The organism is Viridibacillus sp. KH_047 (assembly GCF_057838945.1).
In genome coordinates this window covers 2,796,969-2,822,388 of sequence record NZ_CM174479.1, presented here as the reverse complement: position 1 = coordinate 2,822,388, position 25,420 = coordinate 2,796,969, and the positions used below count along the sequence as shown (strand labels likewise).

General features: G+C 35.4%; 29 protein-coding genes. 27 read left to right on the top strand and 2 right to left on the bottom strand.

Going from position 1 to position 25,420, the window contains the following annotated elements; genetic code table 11:
- The first annotated feature begins 3 nt into the window (after positions 1 to 3).
- From AC3IS5_RS13945 to AC3IS5_RS13905, 9 genes are read left to right on the top strand one after another with little or no spacing between them, the layout of a single operon-like run.
- The gene (locus AC3IS5_RS13945; RefSeq protein WP_489424966.1) at positions 4 to 1,029 is read left to right on the top strand and encodes a DctP family TRAP transporter solute-binding subunit; all 1,026 of its coding nucleotides are present in this window, start codon (positions 4 to 6) and stop codon (positions 1,027 to 1,029) included.
- A 12-nt stretch (positions 1,030 to 1,041) separates the two neighbouring features.
- Positions 1,042 to 1,533, top strand: a complete 492-nt coding sequence (locus AC3IS5_RS13940; protein ID WP_489424965.1) for a TRAP transporter small permease — start codon at positions 1,042 to 1,044, stop codon at positions 1,531 to 1,533.
- On the top strand, positions 1,530 to 2,855 hold the full coding sequence (locus tag AC3IS5_RS13935) for a TRAP transporter large permease (protein WP_489424964.1): 1,326 nt from the start codon (positions 1,530 to 1,532) through the stop codon (positions 2,853 to 2,855). The genes AC3IS5_RS13940 and AC3IS5_RS13935 overlap by 4 nt, the downstream gene beginning before the upstream one ends.
- 17 nt (positions 2,856 to 2,872) lie before the next feature.
- On the top strand, positions 2,873 to 3,619 hold the full coding sequence (locus tag AC3IS5_RS13930) for an SDR family NAD(P)-dependent oxidoreductase (RefSeq protein WP_489424963.1): 747 nt from the start codon (positions 2,873 to 2,875) through the stop codon (positions 3,617 to 3,619).
- On the top strand, positions 3,612 to 4,097 hold the full coding sequence (locus AC3IS5_RS13925) for a PPC domain-containing DNA-binding protein (protein WP_489424962.1): 486 nt from the start codon (positions 3,612 to 3,614) through the stop codon (positions 4,095 to 4,097). The genes AC3IS5_RS13930 and AC3IS5_RS13925 overlap by 8 nt, the downstream gene beginning before the upstream one ends.
- Complete coding sequence (locus AC3IS5_RS13920; RefSeq protein WP_489424961.1) at positions 4,098 to 5,579, top strand: class I adenylate-forming enzyme family protein; 1,482 nt, start codon at positions 4,098 to 4,100, stop codon at positions 5,577 to 5,579.
- Positions 5,576 to 6,712, top strand: a complete 1,137-nt coding sequence (locus AC3IS5_RS13915; protein WP_489424960.1) for a thiolase C-terminal domain-containing protein — start codon at positions 5,576 to 5,578, stop codon at positions 6,710 to 6,712. Before AC3IS5_RS13920 ends, AC3IS5_RS13915 begins: the two co-directional genes overlap by 4 nt.
- 28 nt (positions 6,713 to 6,740) lie before the next feature.
- The gene (locus AC3IS5_RS13910; RefSeq protein WP_489424959.1) at positions 6,741 to 7,022 is read left to right on the top strand and encodes a Zn-ribbon domain-containing OB-fold protein; all 282 of its coding nucleotides are present in this window, start codon (positions 6,741 to 6,743) and stop codon (positions 7,020 to 7,022) included.
- Between the two features lie 35 nt (positions 7,023 to 7,057).
- Positions 7,058 to 8,002 carry a DMT family transporter gene (locus AC3IS5_RS13905; RefSeq protein WP_489424958.1) on the top strand — a complete coding sequence of 315 codons (945 nt, stop codon included), beginning with the start codon at positions 7,058 to 7,060 and terminating at the stop codon, positions 8,000 to 8,002.
- 110 nt (positions 8,003 to 8,112) lie between these two features.
- On the opposite strand, the gene AC3IS5_RS13900 is transcribed toward AC3IS5_RS13905, so the two are convergent.
- Positions 8,113 to 8,430 (bottom strand): hypothetical protein, encoded by a 318-nt coding sequence (locus AC3IS5_RS13900; RefSeq protein ID WP_053417060.1) that lies wholly within the window; start codon positions 8,428 to 8,430, stop codon positions 8,113 to 8,115.
- 79 nt (positions 8,431 to 8,509) lie between these two features.
- On the opposite strand from AC3IS5_RS13900, the gene AC3IS5_RS13895 reads away from it, so the two are divergent.
- The 16 genes from AC3IS5_RS13895 (at position 8,510) to AC3IS5_RS13820 (ending at position 21,007) form a co-directional block, all read left to right on the top strand.
- Complete coding sequence (locus AC3IS5_RS13895) at positions 8,510 to 9,037, top strand: DUF6886 family protein (RefSeq protein WP_489424957.1); 528 nt, start codon at positions 8,510 to 8,512, stop codon at positions 9,035 to 9,037.
- A 19-nt stretch (positions 9,038 to 9,056) separates the two neighbouring features.
- Positions 9,057 to 9,740 carry a Type 1 glutamine amidotransferase-like domain-containing protein gene (locus AC3IS5_RS13890; RefSeq protein WP_489424956.1) on the top strand — a complete coding sequence of 228 codons (684 nt, stop codon included), beginning with the start codon at positions 9,057 to 9,059 and terminating at the stop codon, positions 9,738 to 9,740.
- A gap of 137 nt (positions 9,741 to 9,877) precedes the next feature.
- Positions 9,878 to 10,273 (top strand): NUDIX hydrolase, encoded by a 396-nt coding sequence (locus AC3IS5_RS13885; RefSeq protein WP_489427896.1) that lies wholly within the window; start codon positions 9,878 to 9,880, stop codon positions 10,271 to 10,273.
- Positions 10,274 to 10,299: 26 nt separating this feature from the next.
- A complete protein-coding gene (locus AC3IS5_RS13880; RefSeq protein WP_489424955.1) occupies positions 10,300 to 10,788 on the top strand; it encodes a DinB family protein in 489 nt (162 codons plus the stop codon).
- 38 nt (positions 10,789 to 10,826) lie between these two features.
- Positions 10,827 to 11,246, top strand: a complete 420-nt coding sequence (locus AC3IS5_RS13875) for a GNAT family N-acetyltransferase (RefSeq protein WP_489424954.1) — start codon at positions 10,827 to 10,829, stop codon at positions 11,244 to 11,246.
- A gap of 66 nt (positions 11,247 to 11,312) precedes the next feature.
- Entirely contained in the window at positions 11,313 to 11,882 is a 570-nt protein-coding gene (locus AC3IS5_RS13870) for a DUF1697 domain-containing protein (protein WP_489424953.1), read from the top strand.
- A 27-nt stretch (positions 11,883 to 11,909) separates the two neighbouring features.
- Positions 11,910 to 12,317, top strand: coding sequence for an NUDIX hydrolase (locus AC3IS5_RS13865; protein ID WP_489424952.1), 408 nt, complete (start codon positions 11,910 to 11,912; stop codon positions 12,315 to 12,317).
- 41 nt (positions 12,318 to 12,358) lie between these two features.
- A complete protein-coding gene (locus tag AC3IS5_RS13860) occupies positions 12,359 to 12,811 on the top strand; it encodes a GNAT family N-acetyltransferase (protein ID WP_489424951.1) in 453 nt (150 codons plus the stop codon).
- 93 nt (positions 12,812 to 12,904) lie between these two features.
- The gene (locus AC3IS5_RS13855) at positions 12,905 to 13,789 is read left to right on the top strand and encodes a hypothetical protein (RefSeq protein WP_489424950.1); all 885 of its coding nucleotides are present in this window, start codon (positions 12,905 to 12,907) and stop codon (positions 13,787 to 13,789) included.
- Positions 13,790 to 13,843: 54 nt separating this feature from the next.
- Entirely contained in the window at positions 13,844 to 14,533 is a 690-nt protein-coding gene (locus AC3IS5_RS13850) for an aspartate/glutamate racemase family protein (protein WP_489424949.1), read from the top strand.
- A 77-nt stretch (positions 14,534 to 14,610) separates the two neighbouring features.
- On the top strand, positions 14,611 to 15,141 hold the full coding sequence (locus tag AC3IS5_RS13845) for a GNAT family N-acetyltransferase (RefSeq protein WP_489424948.1): 531 nt from the start codon (positions 14,611 to 14,613) through the stop codon (positions 15,139 to 15,141).
- A 181-nt stretch (positions 15,142 to 15,322) separates the two neighbouring features.
- Complete coding sequence (locus AC3IS5_RS13840; protein ID WP_489424947.1) at positions 15,323 to 16,474, top strand: MFS transporter; 1,152 nt, start codon at positions 15,323 to 15,325, stop codon at positions 16,472 to 16,474.
- 385 nt (positions 16,475 to 16,859) lie between these two features.
- Complete coding sequence (locus AC3IS5_RS13835) at positions 16,860 to 17,195, top strand: NAD(P)-binding domain-containing protein (RefSeq protein WP_489427895.1); 336 nt, start codon at positions 16,860 to 16,862, stop codon at positions 17,193 to 17,195.
- A gap of 460 nt (positions 17,196 to 17,655) precedes the next feature.
- Positions 17,656 to 18,465 (top strand): DUF3100 domain-containing protein, encoded by an 810-nt coding sequence (locus AC3IS5_RS13830; RefSeq protein ID WP_489424946.1) that lies wholly within the window; start codon positions 17,656 to 17,658, stop codon positions 18,463 to 18,465.
- A 29-nt stretch (positions 18,466 to 18,494) separates the two neighbouring features.
- On the top strand, positions 18,495 to 18,938 hold the full coding sequence (locus tag AC3IS5_RS13825; protein WP_489424945.1) for a hypothetical protein: 444 nt from the start codon (positions 18,495 to 18,497) through the stop codon (positions 18,936 to 18,938).
- Positions 18,939 to 19,174: 236 nt separating this feature from the next.
- Positions 19,175 to 21,007 carry a serine hydrolase domain-containing protein gene (locus AC3IS5_RS13820; protein WP_489424944.1) on the top strand — a complete coding sequence of 611 codons (1,833 nt, stop codon included), beginning with the start codon at positions 19,175 to 19,177 and terminating at the stop codon, positions 21,005 to 21,007.
- 339 nt (positions 21,008 to 21,346) lie between these two features.
- Here the strand turns inward: AC3IS5_RS13820 and scpC are convergent, their stop codons facing one another.
- Positions 21,347 to 22,852, bottom strand: a complete 1,506-nt coding sequence (scpC, locus tag AC3IS5_RS13815) for a succinyl-CoA:acetate CoA-transferase ScpC (RefSeq protein WP_489424943.1) — start codon at positions 22,850 to 22,852, stop codon at positions 21,347 to 21,349.
- 487 nt (positions 22,853 to 23,339) lie between these two features.
- Between scpC and AC3IS5_RS13810 the strand changes: the two genes are divergently transcribed.
- Both AC3IS5_RS13810 and AC3IS5_RS13805 read left to right on the top strand, forming a co-directional pair.
- A complete protein-coding gene (locus tag AC3IS5_RS13810; RefSeq protein ID WP_489424942.1) occupies positions 23,340 to 23,921 on the top strand; it encodes a TetR/AcrR family transcriptional regulator in 582 nt (193 codons plus the stop codon).
- A 25-nt stretch (positions 23,922 to 23,946) separates the two neighbouring features.
- Positions 23,947 to 25,149 carry an MFS transporter gene (locus AC3IS5_RS13805; protein WP_489424941.1) on the top strand — a complete coding sequence of 401 codons (1,203 nt, stop codon included), beginning with the start codon at positions 23,947 to 23,949 and terminating at the stop codon, positions 25,147 to 25,149.
- The last annotated feature ends 271 nt before the right edge of the window (positions 25,150 to 25,420 follow it).

The following is a 25,420-nucleotide window of genomic DNA, read 5'->3' as shown; positions in this document are numbered from 1 at the left end:
ACAATGATGAATTGGAAAAAAAGGTTATCAGTAGTAGCAACACTAGGTTTAGCAGCTTCGTTACTTTTAGCAGGCTGTGGAGGTAAAGGTGATGCTGAGGAAGCGAAGGATAAGAAGTACAATTTGAAAATGTCAGTTACAGTTTCAGATTCATCTTCTTGGTATAAAGCAGCTGAAAAATTATCTGAAGATTTAGATAAGGAAACAGATGGTCGTATTAAGATAAAGGTATATGCAAATGAACAATTATCAGGTGGAGACTCAGGTAAGGCTGTAGAGAGTTTGGCAAAAGGCTCAATCGATTTAACATTTAACTCAACAATTATTTATTCCATTTTAGATGATCGATTTGGCGTAGCAAGTGCACCTTTCCTTTTCCAGAATCTTGATGAAGTGGATAAAGTATTTAATGGTTCGGGTGGAGAAAAACTTAAAGAAATTTTAGATGAAAAAGGAGTTCATGCACTTGGATATGGACAAAATGGTTTCCGTCAAATTACAAACAGCAAAAAAGAAATTAAAAGTCCTGCTGATTTAAAAGGAATGAAAATTCGTATACCAGGTATCACAATGTACACTGATTTGTTCCGTGGGTTTGGAACAGACCCAGCGACAATGACATTCTCGGAAGTATTTACTGCACTTCAGCAAGGTACAATTGACGGTCAAGAAAATCCAATTGACGTTATTGCTTCATCGAAGTTAAATGAAGTACAAAAACATATTACTATGTGGAACTATTCTTACGATCCACTAGTACTTGGTATGAATAAAAAACTATATGAATCTATGAGTGATGAAGATAAAGAATTGTTCGATCGTCTAGGTAAAGAAGCATCTGCATATCAAGTGGAAATGGCTCGTGAAAAAGAAGCAAAACAAATTGAAGAATTAAAAGCAAGCGGTATGCAATTCTATACACCAACAGATGCAGAGCTGGCAGAATTCAAAAAACAATCTCAACCAATCTATGATAAATACAAAACAATTTGGGGAGAAGATTTATTAAAAGCATTCCAAGAAAGATAAGGGGGAACAAAAATGAAAATATTGAACTATTTTGAGGAAATTATATTAGCAGTAACATTTCTCGCTATTACAATAATTTCAGCACTCAATATTTTATCACGTAACGCACTAAATTTATCCCTCTCATTTACGGAAGAAATAACAGTAAATTTATTAGTGCTACTTACATTTGTAGGGACGGCTGTAGGTGTGCGTAAATACGCACACCTTGGCTTCACACTAATATTTGATCGAGCGAATTTGGGGTTTAAAAAAGTTATTATATTATTCTCTGCATTAATGAGCTTTTTGTTGTTCGGAATCCTTTTATGGTATGGAATTAAAATGGTGATGTTCCAAATGGATATGGGGCAAAAAACGCCAGCTTTAGGGATGCCACAATGGATATTATCTATTGCAATGCCATTAGGAGCGGTATTATGCGTCATACGTACTATTCAAGTAACAATAGAGGAATATAAATTAATTGGTCAGGAACAAGCGGAAGGAGATGACGTACAATGATGGCTTTATTATTGTTTGGTGCGTTTTTCGTACTCGTCTTCATGCGAGTTCCAATTGCCATCTCATTAGGTATATCATCAGTCGTTGTATTGTTTGTATCTAATGGAATTTATGGCTTTGAAGTCGTTACAGATATTATGTATACGAGTGTTGCCAAGTTTACGTTACTAGCGATTCCGTTCTTTATCTTAGCGGGAGTTATTATGGAGCAGGTTGGAATTTCTCAACGGTTGATTGATTTTGCACAAACTTTAGTTGGACATCGTAAAGGCGGAATTGTTTTTGTAACAGTAATCGTAGCGATTTTCTTTGCAGCAATCTCTGGTTCAGGTCCTGCAACAGTTGCAGCGATAGGGGGTATTTTAATACCTGCAATGGTTAAAAACGGTTACAAAAAGGAGACGGCTGGAGGATTATTGGCTGCTTCAGGTGCTATCGGTATTATTATTCCTCCTTCAATTGCTTTCATAATTTTCGCTATCGTGGCAGGGGATCAAATTCCGATAACTATTAATCGCCTTTTTATGGCAGGAGTTATCCCTGGAATTATTGTTGGAATTGCTTTCATCATAGCAGGAATGTATGTACGCTGGAATGCAGAACGAAAAGGTGAATTTAAAGTACCAGATGATTTAGTAATACGTAAAGCTACAGCGAAGGAACGATGGGATGCATTCCTTCGAGCTGTTCCTGGACTGATGATTCCTGTTATTATTTTAGGCGGTATTTACGGAGGGTTTTTTACACCAACAGAAGCAGCAGTTGTAGCTGTTATATACGGTTTGCTCGTAGGTGCATTTGTAGCACGGAAAAACTATTTTTCATTGTTATATAAAATTTTTATTGATGCCGGATTGCAAACGGCAGTTATTATGATTATCGTGAGTGCAGCATCCGTATTTGCTTATATTGTAACAACAGAACAAATGGCAGTAACCATTTCGGATGCAATTTTAGGAATGACGGATAATAAAATTCTTATTCTACTTTTGATTAATATTCTGTTGTTGATTGCAGGCGCATTTATTGATGCTATCTCTGCTTACTACATTTTTGTACCAATCTTACTGCCAATAATGCTTGCTTTAAATGTTGATCCAACTGTGTTTGGTGTCTTCATGACCGTGAACTTAGCAATCGGTTTATTCACACCACCAGTTGGTTTGAATTTGTATGTGGCAGCTAGTATTTCGAAAACCAATATTATTGAAATTTCAAGAGGGGTTGTACCGTTTATAGTGGCAGCAATCATTGTGTTAATGCTGATTACATACGTCCCTGTAATATCGACATTCTTACCAGATTTACTAGGAGTAAAATAGTGAAGGAGGAAGTAGATATGAAAATGAAAGATGAAGTAGCCATTGTAACAGGTGCAGCTAGTGGAATTGGTCAGGAAGTTGCAATACAACTCTCACGTGAAGGTGTGAATGTTGTATTGGTGGATCTAAATGTTTGTGATAAAACGATTCAACAATTAGAAGGCAGTAGTTATTTGGAATGCATAGGTGATATAAGAGATGAGCAATTTGTCAAAGCAACAGTTCAGCGTACGATAGAAAAGTTTGGTGAAATTCATATATTAGTGAATAATGCAGGCACTTGTTGTCGCTTGGATATAGAGCATATGACAATGGCGGACTGGGACCGAGATTTAGATACGAATCTAAAAGCTGCTTTTCTATTTACTCAAGCATGTATTTATCCTTATATGAAGGAAGCTGGATACGGACGAATTGTAAATATTAGTTCAGTATCCGGCATGAATGGAGGCGTAGTTTCAGGAGATGAAAAGGATGGACGCTCTGGCCCAGCGTATGCTGCATCAAAGGGTGGCGTAATCGCGTTAACAAAATGGGTGGCAAAGGAAGTAGGGAAGTTTGGTATTACTTGTAATTCAGTGGCACCTGGAGCAACGACAACTGGCATTACAGCGGGAGTCGCTTATGATACAAGTAAGCAAGTTATTGATCGTATGGGCAAACCAAGTGATATAGCAAATGCAGTTATGTACTTTGCTTCAAAGGAATCGGGATATACGACTTCTCAAGTATTAAAAGTTGATGGGGGAATCAGTATTGGATAACAGTCGTTACCAAGCTGTTCATGACAAAGCTACAAATCGAATCGTTGGACGATTAAAAAAAGATGTAGATCTATTTGAAGGGATAAAGGAAGTGTGTCGTAACTTTCAAGTTACTGCGGCACATTTCCAATGTATTGGTTCATTAACCTATGCAACTTTTGTCCAAGTAGCTAAAGGTGATCAGGAGGGGCAAATCAAATACTCAGAGAAAGTAAAGACGACTTCTGAGGTTGAAATCATCGGAGGCACAGGCTTTATCGGCTATGGTGTCGATGGGGAGATAGATATCCACTTTCACGGCATTGTTGTTGATTGTGATAAAGAGATTACAGGAGGTCATTTTATAGAAGGAGAGAATCCTGTAGCTATTACAATTGAGTTCATTATTTTACCGGTAAATGATGTCGTATTGCAACGTGCAGAAGATAAAGAATTTGGTGTTCAACTTTTTAATTTTTTGCAGAAGGAGCGATGTTAAATGGAAACATTAGGTCAATTAGCAATTAAATCTGCTCGTGCTTATCCAGAAAAAATAGCGGTGAAGGATAAGAATCGCTCGTTTACATATTCGCAGTTTTTAGAGCGAGCACAGGCAATGGCTGCGTTTTTCCATAACTGTGACTTCGCAAAAGGAACGCGAATTGGCATTCTTATGTCCAATCGTTTAGAGCATATTGAATTAGATATCGCCATTTCTTTTGCAGGAATGATTAAAGTGCCAATCAATTATCGTTTACATCCTAAAGAGATTCACTATCAAATTGCTGATGCAGATGTGCAATTAATTATTGGAGAGAAAGAATTAATTGAAGCCGTCCAGACAAATGTAGCTGCTTTGTATATCGGTGATGCGTATGAAGAAGTTATAAATCAGTTTAAGGGAAAGTCATTTTTTGAGGATGTCTCTGAAGATGATTTGTTGGCTATTATGTACACATCTGGGACGACAGGCAATCCAAAAGGGGTCATGTTATCGCATCGAAATATGATTGCAGGAGCAATTTCTTTAGCACAAGTTTGCGAAGTAAATTATAACGATATTGTTGGGCATGTTGCTCCACTAACACATGGTGCAAATTTTTTAAGCCATGTTTCTTGGTTATACGGTTTAACGCAAATTGTTTACGATAAATTTGAGCCAAAAGAATTTGTGAATGATTTGGAGAAAGACCAAGTAAATGTTATTTTTTTAGTTCCAACGATGGTCAATTTAATGGTGCAGCATCCAGACTTTGATGCCTCTAAATTGAAAACGATTAAATCAATCAATATGGCGGGCTCTCCAATTGCTGCTTCAAAATTACAAGAGGCGATTAACAAAGTTGGCAATAAGTTTATAGAAACATATGGTCAAGTGGAAGCACCAATGTGTATTACGATGATGCCACGTCTCGAACTACAAAACCATTTAGATTCTTGTGGACGCATTGGTTTGTTCGTCGAAGTAAAAATAGTAGATGATGAAGGAAATGAAGTACCAGATGGCGTGATTGGAGAAATTATTGTAAAAGGCTCTCTCGTTATGAAAGGCTATTGGAATAATATAAAAGCAACTTCTGAGACTTTAAAGGATGGATGGTTGTATACAGGTGACTTAGGAACGCGTGATCGCAATGGATACATTCGAATTGTAGATCGGAAGAAGGAAGTCATAATTTCAGGTGGTGTTAATATTTATCCACGTGAAATAGAAGAAATCTTGAATCTCCATCAAGGTGTGAAAGAAACATGTGTCATTGGTGTCCCTGATGAGAAATGGGGGGAAAAGATTTTGGCTTATGTAGTACCAAATGGCACAGAAGAGGTTACCATAGATAATCTGATGACTCTTTGTAAAGAACATTTAGCTAGTTTTAAAAAGCCTAAAGAACTGTTTATAGTTGATGAATTACCTAAAAGCTCATACGGAAAAATCTTGAAACGTGAATTGAAGATACAACATACTGAGGTGATTAAATGACAGGTATCTATGTCCATGGAATCGGTATGACGAAATTTGGTAAATTCCTTGATAAATCTTTGAAAGACTTATTACTAGAAGCTTGTGTAGAAGCGATTAAAGATGCAGGTAGCCCAAAAATAGACGCTTTATTCGTAGGGAATTTTATGGGCGGGAGCATTGCTAGTCAGGAAATTTTAGGGGCTATTGCAGCAAATGACTTAGGATTAGGCTTTATTCCCTCAGCAAAGGTAGAGGGAGCCTGTGCCTCTGGAGGAATTGCTTTTAGACAGGGAATATTGGGGATTTTAAGTGGAGAATATGATACCGTCCTTGTTGCCGGTGTAGAGAAGATGAAACATGCAACAACTGAAGATGTAACTCAGGCTATAAACTTAGCCATGGATACGATTACAAATGAAAAAAGTGCTGGATTAACTTTTCCAGGTTTCTTTGGTGTATTAGCTAATCGTTATTTTTATGAAACAGGTGCATCAAAGGAGCATTTGGCAAGAGTTGCATTGAAAAATCGTGAAAATGCGTTGAATAATCCTCTTGCACAATTTCAAAAGAGTGCAACATTAGAAGAAATTATGGAAGCAAGATTAATAACAGATCCTTTAGGCTTATTTGATTGCTCGCCAATGACTGACGGAGCTTCCGCTATTGTAATATCCCGTAAAAAATCTCCAGTTCATGTTAGAGCTTCTTCACAAGTTTCTGGTCCAACAATGATGCAAGATACAATGGATTTACTATCAATTCCAGCAATAGGTTTATCGGGTAAAAAAGCTTACGAAAAAGCTGCTTTAGGACCTGAAGATATCGATGTAGTTGAAATTCATGATTGCTTCTCAATGACTGAAATTATTGCGATTGAGGAATTGGGTTTCTTTCCAAAATTAGAGGGATGGAAAGCTATTGTAGAAGGGCAGACGGAGGTTACAGGTACTATACCTGTTAATACAAGTGGAGGACTCTTATCAAGAGGACATCCAATTGGGGCAACGGGTATCGCACAAATTTATCAACTCGTTCGTCAATTACGCGGGAATGCAGCGAACCAACTGGATAAGTCGCCGAGAATAGCCCTAGCGCAAAATCTTGGTGGCACTGGTGCTTATTCGACGGTTCATATTTTAGAAAGGGTGTGAACACGTGAAAATTTATGAGTGCTGTGGGTTGGAATCAATTTCACAGAAAAAGTTCTGCCCAAAATGTGGTAACGATACATTTATACAAAAAGATGTATCAGATAAAGGAACGGTATATAGCTTCACAGTAATCCATATAGCGCCTACTGAATTTAGTCATTTAGCACCGTATTCTGTTGTTCTCGTACAATTAGATGAATCTTCAGCAAAAGTTACAGTGAGGATGACAGAACCAGTCGAAATAGGTGATGCAGTCGTATTAAAGCAGATGGAAGATGACGCCTTTATTTACGAAAAAATAATCATCTAGGTAAATAAAAGAATGGTTAAAAGAAGGGAATCGCTATGGGGAATACCAAAGTATACAGTATTTTAGTAATGATTATGTTGGCTTGGGGCTTAAATGTGACGGCATTAAAAACTTTAGTCGATCATTTAAATCCAATTACGATGAGTGCTGTAAGAATTTTTATTGCTGGAACAACAGTATTGCTAATTTTGGCTCTGTTAAAAAAAACTTTGTTTCAGAGAGATTTTCCATGGAAGTATATAGTGATAATTAGCTTGTTGGGCGTAGTTTGCCACCATCTATTTTTGGCAGTAGGGATACAACGCACTTCAGCTGTAAAAACGAGTATTATCCTTGGTTTCGGCCCTCTATTGACAGCTCTTTTGTCGATGGCTTTTAAGCTATCTCAATTAACATATCAAAAATTTTCTGGTTTTGTATTAGGAACAGTTGGAGTTATTTTAACTGTGTTAAATGGTGCAGAAAAAGTAGGAGAACTTCAACTAGGAGACTTTTATATTTTTTTATCCATATTGTTGCAAGCTTTTAGTTTTATATTTATTAGTAAAGCATCAAAATTGATAAATCCAATGATCTTAACAGGTTATATTTTGATCATTGGATCAATTATTTTATTCGTCATCAGTTTAATTATGGAACCAGGTGGATTTAAAGATTTTCAAACAATAAATTCTAATGTGATACTCGTCTTATTTGCCTCTGCCATTTTTGCTACAGCAATTGGTCATATGCTATATAATACTTCGATTAAACTAATTGGCCCTGCAGAAGCTGCCATTTTTGTTAATTTCAGCACTATATTTGCGTTAATTGGTGCTTATTTTTTATTAAATGAGCCGATTACCTTGTTGCAAATGGTAGGTTGCTTACTGATAATGATTGGTGTAGTTGTAGGTACTAGTGGATTGAAATTTAGAAACATTCTACAACGAGTTTCTAGTCGTATGAAATCGTGGGTAGGTACTAACACAATCAAGTAAAAACGTAGCTAGATAGGGATAACAAACATTCCTATCTAGCTACGTTTTTTTGTTGAAATAAGCGATAAAATGACCTGTACTACAAAGTAATATAGCTACATGATTTTGGCTTATTCTTGCTTTTTAAAGTCTGGTTTAACGTTCATGAACAGTGTAAAACCATCATTCACTTGTACTTGCTTACGTAACTCGTTGAACTTATCCGTTAACTCTTGACCGGTATAACCTGCTTTTGTCAGTTGCTCCATAATGAGCGTTTTATATTTCTCGAAAACAGGATCAATTATTGGCGTAATAATTAGTGCCCCATTTACTTTAGAAATTTGAACCTCATCAATTAATGAAAACTCTTCATAAAACTCTTCTGGAATTTTAATCTCACGCTCTGTAGAAATTTTTACTTTTTTTGACTGGGCTTCATATCCCAACTCATTCACCCCCGTATTATGATATTCTAATAATAGGGCGAAATAGAATATTTTTACTAAAATTTAATGGGAGGTTAATATGAGACTTTTTCATGTAAGTGAAGAACGAAATATTGAGGTTTTTGAGCCTAGAATACCTTCTCGTCAGGATTTAGATCAGACAAAAAGACTTGTTTGGGCAATTAATGAAAGGTGTTTACCCAATTTTTTTACTCCAAGGAATTGCCCCCGTGTTTGTTTTCATATTAATGCAGAGACATCTAAAGAAGATAAAACTCGATATCTTTCATCAAGCCCAAGCAATCATGTGGTAGTAATTGAAAACAAATGGCTACAAAAAATGAGAGATACAAAGCTATATTTATATGAATTTGATTCAATCGAATTTAACTTATTTGATGAAAATGCGGGATATTATGTTAGCGAAAAGAAACAAGTTCCGATTAACTGTATAGAAATAACAGATTTGATTGAAGCGCTTTTCAATCGAAATGTAGAACTAAAAACAGTAGATAGCCTTTGGCAACTTCATGATGAGGTACAACATTCAACATTAAGTTTCTCAATGTGCCGGATGAAATTTGCTATTCCTAGAGTTTCTCAATAGTTGAAGGAGGATGAAAACAATGAAACAAATTATTGCACTTGGTGGCGGCGGATTTTCAATGGAGCCTGAAAATCCTTTGTTAGATTCATACATTCTCAAGCAATCAAAAGAGATTAACCCTAAAATCTGCTTTATACCTACAGCAAGTGGCGATGCTGATCATTACATAGCACGGTTTTATGATTTTTTTAAGACCCAAAATTGCAGACCTACGCACTTATCTTTGTTTAATCCACCAACGAGAGATTTAGAAGAATTCATATTAGAAAAAGACATCATTTACGTAGGTGGAGGGAATACGAAAAATTTATTGGTTTTATGGAGAGAATGGGGTCTAGATAGAATTTTAAAAAAAGCATGGGAAAAGGGTATTGTTCTTGCTGGTATTAGTGCAGGGGCTCTTTGTTGGTTTGAAGAGGGCATTACAGATTCATATGGAGATGGCCTCGAATCAATTCAATGTTTAGGGTTTTTAAAAGGAAGTCATTGCCCACATTATGATGAAGAAAAAGATAGAAGACCATCTTACCATCAGTTAATTGAGTCACAACGTATCGAAGCAGGCATAGCAGCTGATGACGGTGTGGCGATTCATTACATTGATGTTGTGAGCTCAAGACCGAAAGTAAAAGCGTATAAAGTCTTTCTTGAAAATAAAGTTGTTGAGAAGCAATTACCAATCGAATTTCTAGGTAAACTTTAAAGAGTTATATTATCGCAATAACTTAGGAGGATCATATGAAGACAGTTATAGTTTATTGGAACGGTCATAGAGTGAAACTCACATGGAAACCAAATTTCCAACTAGATGAGTTGTGAGTAGTAACTAGTGTTCATGCAATCTATATCCAAGATAACAAAGTGCTACTTTCTAAAATTAAAGATAGAGGATTTAACTATCCAGGTAGTCATATTGAAAGTGGTGAATCTGCTGAAGAAGCAATGCATCGTGAAGTGTATGAAGAAGCTTATGTGAAAGGTAATATTACTTACCTAGGTGCAATTGAAGTTAATCATGAAGAGAACCAATTATTTGTTCCAGGTGGTAAATATCCAATGATAGGTTATCAATCCTTTTACCGAATGGATGTTAAAGAATGCTTATCATTTTTACGTGAAAATGAAGGGACTGCACGTATATGGGTAGAACCATCAGAAATTCCATATATCATTGATGATCATGAATTAGCTACAACTATTTTAGAAGCCGCAATTCAGTTTGAGAGCTCCAAATAGCAATACTTAGTGAAAAATATTTTTCTATGGAGATGAGTGCAATAGAATCAAAAAAATTAATTTTGAACCACTATGAAAAATCTATCCAATATATAGAGAGTTTAAAAAGAGTATCTGACGACTGCTGGATTACACCAATAGAAGAAAGTAAATGGTCAGTCTGTGAAATTATAGGACATTTAGTACCATGGGACAAATTCGTACTGGAAAACAGACTACCTTACTTGCTAAATCTAAAACAAGAATTAGAAAGTCCAAATGTTCAAGAAATGAATCAAATTACAGCATTAGAAAGTCGAAATATATCTAAAGATGAAGGCATTAGAAAATGTAGACTGACAAGAATAAAGTTACTGAATGAGATAACAAAGATACCTGCAAGTCAATTTAACAGAGAATTGAATATAGGCACGAGTACATTAACTATTACTGAATATTTTAAAGGCCTAATAGAACATGATTTACATCACTTTCAACAAATTGATGAGTTTTTAAATAAATGTAATAAGAATTAATATTGCAGTCATGTGTCTTGTCATAAAGGAGTGATTACTTGAACTCTGTTATCACAGCAAAGGTAGAAGATATAGATGCAATAGTAAAGCTCGATTCTGAAATCATAGGCAATATGAGTAGAAGGAAACATATCGAAAAAATAGTAGGTGAAGGCCATTGCTTAATTATTAAAGAGGAAGAGGCAGTTCAAGCGTTTTTACTATTTGATATGAGTTTTTTTGAATGTAGTTTTATATCGTTAATCATAGTTTCAAAGTCAGCAAGACGACAGGGATACGCAACAGCTTTAATTAACTATTTTGAAAGCATTGCACCAACTCAAAAAGTATTTTCCTCCACAAATCAATCGAATATCAAAATGCAGAAGGTGTTTGAGTCGCAAGGATTTGTACGTAGTGGCTTCGTTGAAAATTTAGATGACGGGGATCCTGAGATTATTTATTTCAAGTCAATCTAAGTGAATATAAAAATGGCGAATAACAGAAGTAGAATATGGTTTTAAGCAAGGGAGGAGGGAATACAGATGACAATTTATATTGCTTTTTTACGGGGTATTAACGTAGGTGGCCACAATAAGATTAAAATGGCGGAACTAAAGAAAATGTTTGAGAAAATGGGATTTACACGAGTAAAAACGTATATACAAAGTGGAAATGTCCTTTTCGAATCAGATGAGAAAGAACCATTTATACTCAAGCGTATTGAACATGAAATAAAGGCGGATTTTGGATTTACGATAAGTGTTGTTTTAAGAACTTCCATAGAGTTGGAACGGATTACGGGAGAATGTCCTTTTTCGAAAGAAGAGATTTCGGTTGCAGAAGCATCGTTAGAAGGGGAGAGCCTTTATGTAGCTTTATTATTCGAAGTTCCTTCACAGGAAAGAATTGAAGTTCTAAGTGCCTTTAGGACTGAATATGAAGACTTTCGATTTGAAGGCCGTGAAGTGTATCTCTTATTCCGAAAAGGCATTCGTAATTCCAAGTTAGCGAACAATGTGCAAAAGCTTGGTGTTCCAGTAACAATACGTAATTGGAATACAATGAACAAGCTGACTGCTTTAGCAAAAGAAATCGAGATAAAACTGAAGTGAGTACTGTAATTGGACTAGGGGGGGCAAATGAAAAGAGTAGATGTTGTATATGCCGCAATCTGTAAAGAGAAAACAGATGAAATATTAATGGTACAAAATGAAAATATGATATGGACACTACCTGGTGGTGCAGTCGAACAAAACGAAACACTTGAGCAGGCACTTATTCGAGAAGTAAATGAAGAAACGAATCTACAAGTTGAAATGGGTACACTCATCGATGTAAGAGAAAAGTTTTTTGAAGATCGGAATCATCATGCATTATTATTTACGTTTAAAGTTAAAGCATATAGAGGGGATATCGCGGTAAATTTTCCAGATGAGATACAACAAATCAAATGGATGTCTTTTGAAGAAGCAGATCAACATATGACCTATCATCCACAGGGAATAGCATCCATTTTAGAACGTAAAGGATTATTTGTAGGAAACTAGAAAAAATATGATTCAAGTGAAATTTAAAATGAGGTAAAGAAATGATAAAAAAGATTGATATTTCTAATTTTAAAATTGCTGAAGAAGTTTTAAACATTCAAATTCCTTCGTATGAGGTAGAGGCAGAAATCATTGAGTATTATGATATTCCACCATTAAAAGATACCGCTGAAAAGTTGCAACAATGCGGAGAAACTTTCTTTGGATATTACCAAGATGGAGTTCTAATTGGAGCCATTTCTATCAAAATAGAAAATGATGTAATGGATATATACAGGCTGATCGTGCAGCCGAAATATTTTAGAAAAGGTATTGCCCAGATGTTATTGGATTTTATTGAAAGCAATATAGATTTTATTGAAACGATAATCGTGTCAACCGGTTCTAAAAATACACCAGCAGTAAGATTCTATGAAAAAAACGGATTCTCAAAAATTGAAGAAACTAAGATAAATGAACATTTATTATTAACTAATTTTAAAAAACATCTTTAAGGAACTATTACTGAGAAATCATAAGAATTCACACAATTAATTTGGATATTTTTATAACGTCTAATATCCTTTTTGAACAAAGGAGAGAGAAAATTGATTATTACACCATCAGATGAAATCTTACAACAATGGGTGGAAGACTATGTACCGATGAAAGATTTATTCTTTTTAACAGAAGGAGATATCGATAAACTTCAAGGGCATTTGAGAAATGTACTTGTGATGCCAACAGATGAGTTTTTTCAGCATACGTCTTATACACAAATAGAATTGATGAATAGCTATGAATATTGGAACATTAAAAATGAAACGCATGTAATTGTGGCTCAGCAAGACTGGATTGTCAGCTTAACTGAAGAGATTCGTACATTCTTGTTACAATGTCAAGTTAAGACAGAACGAGGAATGGTATTACCAACAACTTGTATTGCAGATTTATCAGAAGTACCTAATGTTTATATAGTAGATGATTCAGTCGTTTTACAACGTAGTATGTGGGAAGATATGTCTCAAAGTAATAAGGAAATGACAATAAAAAAGGTAGCAGAGTGGTGGGAAGATGGCGTTTGTGAAGAGATACCAGAGAAACTACCTCCGCATTTACTGCCATATGCAAATACTTATGCTACAACTGCAGGTGCCAATTGTTTAGCGGCTACTTTATATGCAGTTAGTGGTAAAGATAAAGGAAACGATTGGTTATTGCAAGAATGGGTCCACCAACAAGCTTTATTGAATGGATTGAAGCAATGTGGATATGAGGCGTACGAGCAGGATGAAAAGCTTATTTCAGATGATGTAGTAGTATGGATAGATAACGATGAAGTGATCCAACATGCATCGTATTATGTAGGAAATGGACTATTTTTCAATAAACAAGGACAAACAATATTCAATGCTTGGAAAATTAGGAAGAAAGCAGATTTGATGAAAGACTGGGGAACAATGCAAATGAAGATATATCGTTTAATAAAGTAATCTGCTTCTTACCTTATTTTTACAAAATATTCGACTTAGAGAGGGAGCTTAATATTGAAAAAAATTGGATTGATTGGCGGCATGAGTTGGGAATCGTCAGCAGAATATTATAAGCTCATCAATGAAGAAGTAAAGCATGAATTAGGTGGTTTGCATTCAGCTAAATGTATCTTATTTAGTGTTGATTTCGATGGAATAGAGAGGTTTCAATCAATAGGGGATTGGAAAAGTGCAGGGCGTGTTTTAGCAAATGCAGCAATTTCTTTAGAGAAAGCAGGAGCTGACTTTATTGTTATATGTACGAATACAATGCATAAAGTCATTGATTTAATTGAAGAAAAGATTCAAATACCAATCTTACATATTGCGGATACAACTGCAAATCAGATTAAAGCAAATAGTATTCAGAAAGTGGGTCTACTTGGTACCAAATTTACGATGGAACAGGATTTTTATAAGTCACGTGTGGAGACATACAATATTCAGGTCATAGTACCAGAAGAAGCGGAACGGGATATTGTCCATCAAATTATATATGATGAATTATGTTTAGGGATTTTAAAAGAATCCTCAAAGAAAAAGTATTTAGATATCATCGATGGACTTGTCGAAAAAGGAGCAAAAGGCATTATTCTGGGCTGTACAGAAGTAGGTCTACTCATAAAACAACAGGATACTAAGATACCTTTGTTTGATACTACTAAAATTCATGCTATAGAGTCTATCAAATTGGCATTGAGATAGGTATGGATAGGTATGCTCATGAGACTATACGATAATAAAAAACGTTTAGCACATGACTGAAAGTAAGGAGAAATCGAATGGAAAATAAGGCTAATATTCTAGAAACCGAAAGACTTTATGCGAGGGAGCTAGTCCAAAGTGATTTTCAAGATTTAGCGGACATTTTACAAGATGAGAGAGTCATGTATGCATATGAACATACATTTAATGAGCAAGATACACAAAACTGGCTGGATAAACAGTTAACAAGATATCAGGAAAATGGATTTGGATTATGGGCGATTTTATTAAAAGGAACAGATACAGTGATTGGACAAGCTGGATTAACTATGCAGCAAGTTGGAAATAGAGAAGTGCTAGAAATTGGTTATTTATTTAAATATGATTTTTGGCATAAAGGGTATGCAACTGAAATTGCAGAAGCTTGTAGAAAATATGCTTTTAATATTTTAAAAGCTCCAGAAGTATATTCAATAATAAAGGACGATAATATTGCTTCTCAAAAAGTAGCTATGAGAATAGGCATGCACATAGAAGAAGAGTTTATTAAGCAATATTACAATGGCGATATGGTGCATTATCTTTTTAAAGTTGAAAATAAGTTGTAACTCCTAATTTGTAGATTAGGAGTTTTTCTATTTTTGTATAAAAATGTTTAAAAAGGTATAACTTCGTGACTATAAATATGATATGATAGCATTTCTCGGTAAAAGAGCCTATCTTTTGAACGATAGCGATAAGCCTCAAATACCTAGTAAAACAAAGATTTAACTTGAAAGGATGTTAATTATGCAATTACATCATAGACTAAAAGTTTTTAACTTTTTGTTCTTTGGAATGCTTGCGCTATTTGTTCCGTTTTTACCAGTTTATCTAGGTGAGAGAGGTTTATCGCCAAGTGAGATAGGACTTGTCATAGGAACGGGTGGATTTGTAACGATATTTACGCAGCCATTATGGGGTTTCATCAGTGATAAGACGAAGACGATTCGAAAAATATTATTACTGTTACTATTTTTAGCTAGTTTATTTGGCTATTTCTTGTTTAGCGTTGATGGATTCTTGTTATTAGTCGTATTTGCGATGTTCGTCTACTTCTTCTTAATGCCGATCGACCCGTTAATGGAAAGCTTGAATTTTACAGTAGCAGAAGCAGCAAAAATTAGTTACGGTTCAATTCGTACATATGGAGCATTAGGTTATGCGGTACTAGCACTTGTTACCGGATATATTATGTCATATTTCGGCAATAACAGTGTCGGTATCCTTTTTGTTATATTAGGGATTATTGGATTCCTTATTATATGGAAAATGCCCGATGCTCCAACATCTTCAAAACCAGTAACCATTGCAGGTTTGAAGAGTTTTTTAAGTAATAAACAAACATTATCGTTTTTATTATTAGTGTTTATCTGTTCAGTACCCGCTCGTATGAATGAAACGTTTTTAGGCGTTCATATTCTGTCATTAGGCGGAAGCACAAAACTTGTAGGACAAGCATTTTTCATCTCTGCGGCAAGTGAAATAATCATCTTCGCTCTTAGCTTTTGGTGGCTTCGTAGTGGCAAAGAACTACTAATAATAACGATTGCAGCATTTTTCTTTTTTGTACGATTTTTTGTATCAGCGTGGATTACAGACCCGCAAATGTTAGCACTTGTACAATTATTACAAATGCTTACTTTCCCAATCTTTTATACAGCAGCGATTCAGTATTTATATCGCATTGTACCAGTAGAGTGGAGGGCGACAGGGCAAACGGTATTAGCACTGCTATTCTTTGGAATATCAAGTATCGTCTCTTCATACGCAGGTGGCTTCCTATATAACTCTTTAACAGGGCAACATTACTATCTAGTGATCTCAGGGATATCTCTGATAGGTACTATATATGGGTTAGTGTCACTATTTGTTCATCGTAAAAAGACTATCGTTGAATAGTGAAGCGAAGACCCCCTTTATCCTTTGATAAAGGGGGTTTATTGTTGAGGAGATTTCTATAATTGATGTGGTAGTATAAAGAACTATATTTTCAATTTTTATAAGCCAATGCTACTTATTTTTGGAGATACTAGTTCTATCATTCTTGAAGAAATTAAGGGCGAATTTAAATATGTGTTCAAATGAATGAGAGTATTCAGAGAGTTACTGTTATAACTAAATAACAATAAAATAATATTTAGGAATGTTTTTGATTTGAAAGATGAAGTAGCTACTCTTCTCGCTGAAGCAGAACGAGAAAGGGGATATCCAAAAAAGTTGAAATAGTAGACTATAGCGATTTAGTTTACTAACCGAACAATCAAGTGTTCTTTTAGTATATAAAATAGGCTTTTTTCTTGCTGAAACTTTAAAAAGCATTGCCGAAATAGTGAATATTGTGGTATCTTCATTATCTACGACTGATATTGTACGTCAATCATACATAGGGGAAAATGGAGTTTTTAAATTAAGAAAAAAAGGTTCCATTATTATTGATATGAGTACAACAGATGCAGAAACTGCAATCGATTTGGCAATACCAGCTGATGAATTAGGTTTGTTATTTTATGATTGGCCGACTAGTGGCGAACTTGCTGGTGCTGATTACGGTACACTTACTATTATAGTAGGTGATAATATTCAAAAATGCGAGAAAATTCGTTCAATATTAGATGTGTAAGACGAAAAAATTTTTACATAGGTGAAAACAGTTCTGGATAAATCGCGAATTTTGTCATAATATGGCGAATTATTCAACGAAAGATAGTTTAGTAGAAGCATAGATTATTGCTAAACAGGTTGGAGTCGAACAAGGAAAAGTAGCATAAGTGTTTATAATATGCGCAGCTAACCGTGTATTAAATATATTCGAGGAAGATATTTGATCATCCAATATGATAATGATTTATTTGTATTAAACCAAATGTTCGAGGATATCTGGTTATATGCAAGAACAGCAATATCTGAGGAGTACTATCGTTTATTTGATCTACCGTCTTTCAATTAAATAGATCTACTAAAACAACAGTAAAAAGACATCTAGATGCAACAGCCGTATGTCAAATACTTGAAGAATTAGCATCTAAGGCTATCAGTAGTGGAGATTCAAAGGTGATAAATGAGAAATAGAGGTGGATAACTTGAAAAAATTATTAAGTTGGAAAATACAGTTAATCGTATTAGTACTTGTAGTTGTAGCTGAATTTATTGGGATAAAGAATTTTGACCTTGGTATTGGAGTAGTTGCACTTTTCCCTATGCTTTACGCATTAATAATCGGTGCAGTTATTAGTTTACCTAAATTGAAGTTGTTAAGCGAAAAAGATATGAATATCGCAGCTAACATTTTAGGTATTTCATTTATGTTATTCGTGGCTAAACTTGGAACTTTGATGGGTCCTTCATTGCCGCAACTAATGGATGCGGGATTGTCATTAACTTTACAAGAAGTAGGGCATTTCTTTGGGACAATTGTATTTGGTTTACCAATAGCATTGTTAATCGGGATGAAACGTGAAGCAGTAGGTGCTACTTTCTCCATTGACCGTGAGCCAAACCTTGCAATTATTGCTGAAAAATATGGTGCTGATTCTCCAGAAGGCCGTGGAGCATTAGGTGTTTATGTGTGTGGTACGTTATTTGGTGCAATTTATTTAACTATTTTAGCTAGTGTTCTAGCTAATTCTGGCTGGTTCCACCCGATTTCACTAGCAATGGGTGCCGGTGTAGGTTCAGGAAGTATGATGGCTGCAATGACTGGTGCGCTAGCTATTATTTTCCCGGAATCCGCTAATGATATTGCGCTATTTGCTGGTGCTGCAAACTTAATTACAACAATTGTCGGAACTTATGTATGTATCTTCTTTTCACTACCAGTTACCAATTATCTATATAGAAAATTGGAACCGATTTTGGGTAGAAGATCTAGAAAAGCTGAAAACAAAGCTTAAGTTCTTTAGAAGTGGGGGAACGGACGTTCATGTTAGATAAAATATATACATTTATTATCATCGGTGCAATTGCAATTATAGGTAACTGGGTAGGCTATGATGTATCACCAATTGATGCCTTACCTGGTATGCTTATGATAGTTGCGATTACGGTATGTGGTTTTGCAATTGAAAAATTATTACCAATTAAATTGCCTGTAGTTATTTGGGTTTCATTTCTTGCGTTGTTAGTGACTTCACCAATTTTTCCGGGAAATGAAACAATTGTAAAAGCAACAAGTCAAATTAATTTCATGGCATTAGCAACACCAATTCTTGCTTATGCTGGTTTGTCTTTCGGTAAAGACTTGAAAGAATTTAAACAGCTTGGTTGGAGAATTGTTGTTATTTCCTTAGTTGTTTATACAGGAACATTCTTATTAGCTACTTTAGTTGCAGAAATCGGCTTTAGAGTTACAGGGAAGTTTCATTAATAGAAAAGGACCTTTCAAAAATCGATTAGTCGATATTTTGAAGGGTCTTTTTTTATACTCAAAAACCTCGAAAGGGAAGAAGGGAATGCCTATAGTTGGTTGTGGATAGTAATAAGGCTATAGAATGTAAAAAAATAAAAGGTTTATTAATGACTATAGAAAGGTCTAGATTCATATATTGAACTTGGTAGAAAAAATGTATTTACGGGGGGAGTATCATTAGGAAAATTGCTTTAATGCTCATTATAGCTTTTTGTATTTTTCCAATAACTATTTTAGCATCAGAAAATAAGGAAGCTACACCATCTAGTATTATCACTGCTGATTTAAAACAACGGGTAGATGAATATTCTGCAAAATATATCGGTACGACAACGACTGGAGCGTCTGTCATTATAGTAAAGGACGGTAAAATAATTGTTAATAATTCCTATGGTTATGCTGATTTAGAGGAAAAGAAATCAGTTACAAAAAATACGGTTTTTGAATGGGGCTCAGCTACTAAACTCCTTGTTTGGACTAGTGTAATGCAACTAGTAGAGCAAGGGAAACTGAATTTGGAAGAAGATATTCGAGAATATTTACCAGAAGGGTTCCTCACAAAACTACAATACAAAAAGCCTATCACGATGTTAAATCTCATGCATCATGATGCCGGATGGGAAGAGAGCTACTCTGATCTATTATCCACTTCACCTGCACCTATTAAACCTTTAGGTGAAACATTACAAAATTTCCAACCAGTACAGGTAAAAAAACCAGGTGAAGTTGTCGCATATTCCAATTATGGAGTAGCACTAGCTGGTTATATAGTGGAAAGGATTTCAAATCAACCGTTTTATGAATACGTAAACGACAATATATTTTCTGTTCTCAATATGAAGGATACGGCAATTCATCCGTTACAAGCGGATAATAAAGACGTTTCCAAAAAAAGGAAGCTCGTTCATGGTTACGAAGGAAATAACAAAGGGAAATTCAATCGTTCAAAAAACGAACGTGTCTATATTGGTTTGTACCCTGCTGGAAGTGCCATTGGTACAGCTGAAGATGCAGCAAAATTTATTAGTGCATTGATGCCAGTGGCAGGGGACAAAAGCCCGCTATTCCAAAGTAATCGAACATTAGATGAGATGCTTACTAGTAGTAAATTTTATGATAATGGCTTACCAAGAAATTCGCACGGGTTTTGGCAAGGAATGTATGCTGTAGATGTGTTGGAACATGCAGGGAATACAGATAGCTTTTCTAGTAATATGGCCTTTTCGAAAAAAGAGAATATAGGCGTTATTGTTATGACAAATCAATCTAGTGAATCTGGTTTGTGCTATGGCTTACCAGTATTAGTGTACGGTGATTATCATGCAGAAGATAGTAAAGTGACGTTTCCGGATGCTCATGAACTTAAAGGAACTTATAGTATGGCTAGACGTCCTTATTCGGGCTTTTCCAAACTTATGGGAACTCTTATGACGGGGGAGCTAAAAGCGGTTGATAGCAACACATTGACTGGATTAGGTATGACATTTAAACAAGTAGCGCCTTATGTATTTAGGTCTACTAATGAATATAATATATTTCTTCACTTCACAATGAACAGCGATCAAGTGGAAAAGGTATCTATGATGACGAGTGATTTTCTACCGTTAGCCAACAGTATGAAATGGTTTACGGTCTTTAGTTCTATCTCTGTAATATTTTGTTTATTGTATATTGTTATTTCTATAATAATTTTTATTATTAATAGTATCAGAAATAGAAAAAAGACTGTTCAACATACTCAAATGTGGAAATTCAATATTACTTTAAACTTAGCAGGTGTAGCTGCAATAATTAATTTTACCCTTCTTGCCTACAGAGCGTTGAACTATGCATCTTATGCTTCATTAAAGATTCACTTTTGGATAAATTATATATATATAGCCGTTATAGGTGTTTGTATAATAATGATTTTGAAACTGTGGGGTAAAACAACATCTACAAAAATGCAAAAAGTCAGTTATATACTTTCAACTATTACTGCATTGTTATTAATAGTCTTAATAATTGGTTGGGAACTTTATAAATAAAATAGTTCTAAACGTAAAGAGCACCTCTCTGGTTATAGGAAAGGTGCTTCAGACTGCAGACAAACTCGAAAAAAATGAGTTTTCTACAGTCTTTTTATTTTTATACAAGATAGATCAGGTTTTCCGAAGCTTACCGCTCGCTTACCGCGGGCGAGTGCCGAGCCGCTTCGTCGCTACGCTCCTGCAGGGTCTCGTCTGTCTGGCTTTTCCCGCAGGAGTCGAGCGGATGCTTCTCCAAACCAATAAAATGCTACCTTCTACTTTCTTATATACTCAAGAATTTTTATAATTGAAAGTAAGGAATTTATATTGGAAAATATAACGTTTGGAGTGGAATGATTACTCAACCATTGTTCCGCTCTTAGCATAATTAACGTACCAAGAAAATGCTTTTTCTAGATTATGAGGTGTTTGGCTATTACCTGTTTTTTCTACGGCATCATTATAATACGCCCATAGTTGTTCTTTGTAATCAGGATGTGCACAGTTTTCAATGATTAAAGGCACGCGTTCTTTCGGAGCTAAACCGCGTAAATCAGCTACACCTTGCTCAGTAATCAAAACATCAACATCATGTTCAGTGTGATCTACGTGTGAGACCATTGGAACAATAGATGAGATAGTGCCACCTTTAGCATAAGATTTCGTTACGAAAATACCTAATCTTGCATTTCTGGCAAAGTCACCGGATCCGCCAATGCCGTTCATCATACGTGTACCAGAGACGTGTGTTGAATTAACATTACCGTAAATATCAGCCTCTAGTGCCGCGTTAACTGAGATTAGACCTAAACGACGGATTATTTCAGGTTGATTAGTAATTTCTTGTGGTCGTAAGCATAGTTTATCAGCGTACTTGTCCATATTTTCAAATACTACTTTACCTAATTCCTCAGATAACGTAATCGAAGTAGCAGATGCAAATGTTACTTTTCCGGCATCGATTAAATGGAAGACAGCATCTTGTAGAACCTCAGAATAAATTTCTAAATCTTCAAATTCTGAATCTTGGAATCCTTGCAAGACAGCATTTGCAACTGAGCCAACACCAGATTGTATTGGAGCGAGTTTAGAAGTTAATCTACCTGCCTTAATTTCATCTCGTAAGAAATTCAGTAGGTTATTTGCCATAATATCTGTTTCCTCATCAGGCGGCACGATTAAAGAGGGAGCATCAGTATTTTCTGAAATGACAATAGCCTTGATTTTTTTAGGATCAATTTTAATGCCAATTTCTCCAATACGATCTGTAGCACTTATTACTGGGATTGGACCACGCTCACCTTGTTTTTCAGGCACATAAATATCATGAATACCAATGAAAGACTCTGAGCATGAAATATTTAATTCAACAATAATATTTTCTGCATAATCTGCTAGGATAGGTGAGTTTCCAACCGAATTTGTAGGAATTAAATAACCATCCTTCGTAATAGCGCATGCCTCAATGATAGCAAATTTAATAGTTCCATAAATATTTTGTCGAACTAATTCAGCAACATGAGAAAGGTGACCGTCTACATAAAGAACTTCACCTTTATTGATGAGATTTCGTAATGCAGGTTCACCTTGATATGGTCCACGCTTACGAATTACGCCAGCTTCTGCCAAATGACGGTCTACTTCAGGGCCTAGAGAGGCTCCTGTATAAACATCGATTTGGAATTTTTCGTTTTTTGCACGTTCTACTAGTGCTAGTGGCACAACCTTTGCGTCCCCAGCACGAGTAAAGCCACTCATCCCAACTACATCCCCGTCTGAAATAAGTGCCGCAGCTTCTTCGGCTGAAACAACTTTGTCCGTTAATTCCTTCAAACCTAAACGTTTCTCAATCGTTGCTTTCATCTTAACTCCTCCTAAGTGCTTCATTTTCTATAGTCTTTATCCATAGCAAGGATGATACAAAAACCGCCATATGATTCATATATTCGAAACAGGGGGAAAATATTACTAAAAAAGAGAAATATTTTAATTTTTTGAAAAAATATTCTTTGTTCGAGAAAGTGATTTACTTTTGGTGGAATCATAGATAATATCCACTAGATATTAATATGTAGATTATTGAAATAGTTTATGATTAGTTCGCAAATACTATACTCCAAAGAAAGTGGAAAAGATTACAGTAGATATGGAAGAATCTCTGAGTTACAATAGTTCACTCTTAATTGATTATTTGATTAACAAAATTTAGCGTTGTTATGGATATCATTCATACGAAAATCTAGAAATTCACATCAAGTCTCCACTTATTTGAGTGTTTTCGACTTGCGAATATTAATTTAATTTGCTAATATAACTAACGAACGTTCGTCAATTAATTGAGGTGACATTATTGAAAAGCGATGAAATTAAGGAGGCAGCTCTTAAATATTTCACAATTCATGGGTATGAAGGAGCTTCCCTTTCTATAATAGCTGAAGAAGTCGGCATGAAAAAACAATCTATTTACTCCCATTTTAAAGGAAAAGATGATCTTTTTCTGCAAGTTTTACGTGATGCGAAAGAGACAGAGCTATCTTCAAAACTTCAATATTTCAGTAAAGTTAATAAACAAAATCCTGAAAAAGCTTTGTACGGATTTCTACAATTGATCATCAACCTTTTTCAACAAAATGAGCAGTTAAAGTTTTGGCTACGAATGTCTTTTTTTCCACCAGCTCATCTTGAAAAAGTAATTGAACAAGAAGTTATAGATATCGAGGAAAAGATGCAGACGATACTGGAAAGAAATTTTCAGGATTGGATCAATGATAAATTAATCGTTGGAGAGTCAGCTGTAACGCCGACTTATGCTTTCTTAGGAGTAGTCGATTCCATTTTGCTGGAACTTGTTTACGGCAATGATGAAAAACGGCTAAAGGATAAATTAGAAGCCTCTTGGACAGTGTTTTGGAGGGGAATATCACATCATTGAATCATACAGAAAGAGGTGTTAATACATGAAGAAACCAATTAAAGATCAAAAAGCAGTATTACTAATTCTGCTTAGCAATATATTTATTCCATTTCTAGGAATTGGGCTTATCATCCCGGTTATGCCGTCTTTTATGAATAACATGCATTTAACAGGTAGTACGATGGGTTATCTTGTTGCAGTATTTGCGGTAGCACAACTAATTATGTCACCATTTGCAGGGCGTTGGGTTGACCGTTTTGGCAGAAAGAAAATCATTACGTCAGGCTTATTCCTTTTCGGTATTTCAGAACTTATCTTTGGTGTAGGGACTAACGTAACGGTTCTTTATTTATCAAGAATCCTAGGGGGTATTAGTGCCGCCTTTATTATGCCAGGTGTTACTGCATATGTTGCAGATATTACTACAGTTCAGGAACGGCCAAAAGCAATGGGCTATATTTCTGCGGCCATTAGCACTGGCTTTATAATAGGACCGGGTATTGGTGGTTTCATTGCTGAATTTGGTATACGATTGCCATTCTTCTTTGCGGCCGGAATTGCTTTTTTAGCATGCATTTCATCAATATTTATTTTGAAAGAGCCGTTAACAAAGGAACAGCTTGCTGAAAATTCTATTAATAATAAGCAAACAAATTTTATAGGCGATTTAAAAAGGTCACTTAATCCGGTTTACTTTATAGCATTTATCATTGTATTTGTGCTAGCGTTCGGTTTATCAGCATATGAAACTGTTTTTAGCCTATTTTCTGATCATAAATTCGGTTTCACGCCGAAGGACATTGCAGCTATTATTACTATAAGCTCAATCTTCGGAGTTGTTGTGCAAGTATTTATGTTCGGAAAATTAGTCGATATTCTAGGTGAAAAGAAACTGATCCAATTATGTTTAATTGTAGGTGCAATACTGGCGGTTGCGTCTACCATGATCTCTAGCTATTGGGCGGTACTGACGGTAACTTGCTTCATCTTCCTAGCATTTGACTTGCTTCGCCCAGCATTGACGACATTTTTATCAAAAGCAGGAGGAAAAGAGCAAGGGTTTGTTGCTGGAATGAACTCAACCTATACGAGCTTAGGGAACATTGTCGGCCCAGCCATGGCCGGAATACTATTTGACGTAAATATTAACTATCCATATCTTTTCGCTGCTGTCATTTTGGTTTTAGGTCTTGGTTTTACATTCATGTGGAAAGAAAATAAAATGGCAGATAGCTTTGCCGAATAATTAGAAAAGCACTAGTGCCTTCTGAAAAAAATACATTGTTTCTATGTGAACAGAACCCCGAATAGTGGATACTTAAAAAGTGACCCTATTCGGTGGGGGACTGACCACAAAAGTATAGACAAATAAAAAAAGCATCTTCGATTGAATTCGGGTTTAGACACCTACAATTCGATTAGGAGGTGTTTTTTCTATGGGAACAAGAGTGAGTTACCTATATGAAGTGGACATGAAGGCTATTGAGATGCGATTAGCTGGTATAAAAACGGAGAAA

What these genes read in the sequence shown, in the direction of transcription:
- AC3IS5_RS13935 (WP_489424964.1), top strand. Translation starts at nt 1,530, where the DNA reads ATGATGGCTTTATTATTGTTTGGTGCGTTTTTCGTACTCGTCTTCATG.
- scpC (WP_489424943.1), bottom strand. Translation starts at nt 22,852, where the DNA reads ATGAAAGCAACGATTGAGAAACGTTTAGGTTTGAAGGAATTAACGGAC.
- AC3IS5_RS13920 (WP_489424961.1), top strand. Translation starts at nt 4,098, where the DNA reads ATGGAAACATTAGGTCAATTAGCAATTAAATCTGCTCGTGCTTATCCA.
- AC3IS5_RS13940 (WP_489424965.1), top strand. Translation starts at nt 1,042, where the DNA reads ATGAAAATATTGAACTATTTTGAGGAAATTATATTAGCAGTAACATTT.
- AC3IS5_RS13945 (WP_489424966.1), top strand. Translation starts at nt 4, where the DNA reads ATGATGAATTGGAAAAAAAGGTTATCAGTAGTAGCAACACTAGGTTTA.
- AC3IS5_RS13865 (WP_489424952.1), top strand. Translation starts at nt 11,910, where the DNA reads ATGAAAAGAGTAGATGTTGTATATGCCGCAATCTGTAAAGAGAAAACA.
- AC3IS5_RS13880 (WP_489424955.1), top strand. Translation starts at nt 10,300, where the DNA reads ATGGAGATGAGTGCAATAGAATCAAAAAAATTAATTTTGAACCACTAT.
- AC3IS5_RS13870 (WP_489424953.1), top strand. Translation starts at nt 11,313, where the DNA reads ATGACAATTTATATTGCTTTTTTACGGGGTATTAACGTAGGTGGCCAC.
- AC3IS5_RS13915 (WP_489424960.1), top strand. Translation starts at nt 5,576, where the DNA reads ATGACAGGTATCTATGTCCATGGAATCGGTATGACGAAATTTGGTAAA.
- AC3IS5_RS13845 (WP_489424948.1), top strand. Translation starts at nt 14,611, where the DNA reads ATGGAAAATAAGGCTAATATTCTAGAAACCGAAAGACTTTATGCGAGG.
- AC3IS5_RS13895 (WP_489424957.1), top strand. Translation starts at nt 8,510, where the DNA reads ATGAGACTTTTTCATGTAAGTGAAGAACGAAATATTGAGGTTTTTGAG.
- AC3IS5_RS13820 (WP_489424944.1), top strand. Translation starts at nt 19,175, where the DNA reads ATGCTCATTATAGCTTTTTGTATTTTTCCAATAACTATTTTAGCATCA.
- AC3IS5_RS13860 (WP_489424951.1), top strand. Translation starts at nt 12,359, where the DNA reads ATGATAAAAAAGATTGATATTTCTAATTTTAAAATTGCTGAAGAAGTT.
- AC3IS5_RS13890 (WP_489424956.1), top strand. Translation starts at nt 9,057, where the DNA reads ATGAAACAAATTATTGCACTTGGTGGCGGCGGATTTTCAATGGAGCCT.
- AC3IS5_RS13840 (WP_489424947.1), top strand. Translation starts at nt 15,323, where the DNA reads ATGCAATTACATCATAGACTAAAAGTTTTTAACTTTTTGTTCTTTGGA.
- AC3IS5_RS13905 (WP_489424958.1), top strand. Translation starts at nt 7,058, where the DNA reads ATGGGGAATACCAAAGTATACAGTATTTTAGTAATGATTATGTTGGCT.
- AC3IS5_RS13805 (WP_489424941.1), top strand. Translation starts at nt 23,947, where the DNA reads ATGAAGAAACCAATTAAAGATCAAAAAGCAGTATTACTAATTCTGCTT.
- AC3IS5_RS13930 (WP_489424963.1), top strand. Translation starts at nt 2,873, where the DNA reads ATGAAAATGAAAGATGAAGTAGCCATTGTAACAGGTGCAGCTAGTGGA.
- AC3IS5_RS13825 (WP_489424945.1), top strand. Translation starts at nt 18,495, where the DNA reads ATGTTAGATAAAATATATACATTTATTATCATCGGTGCAATTGCAATT.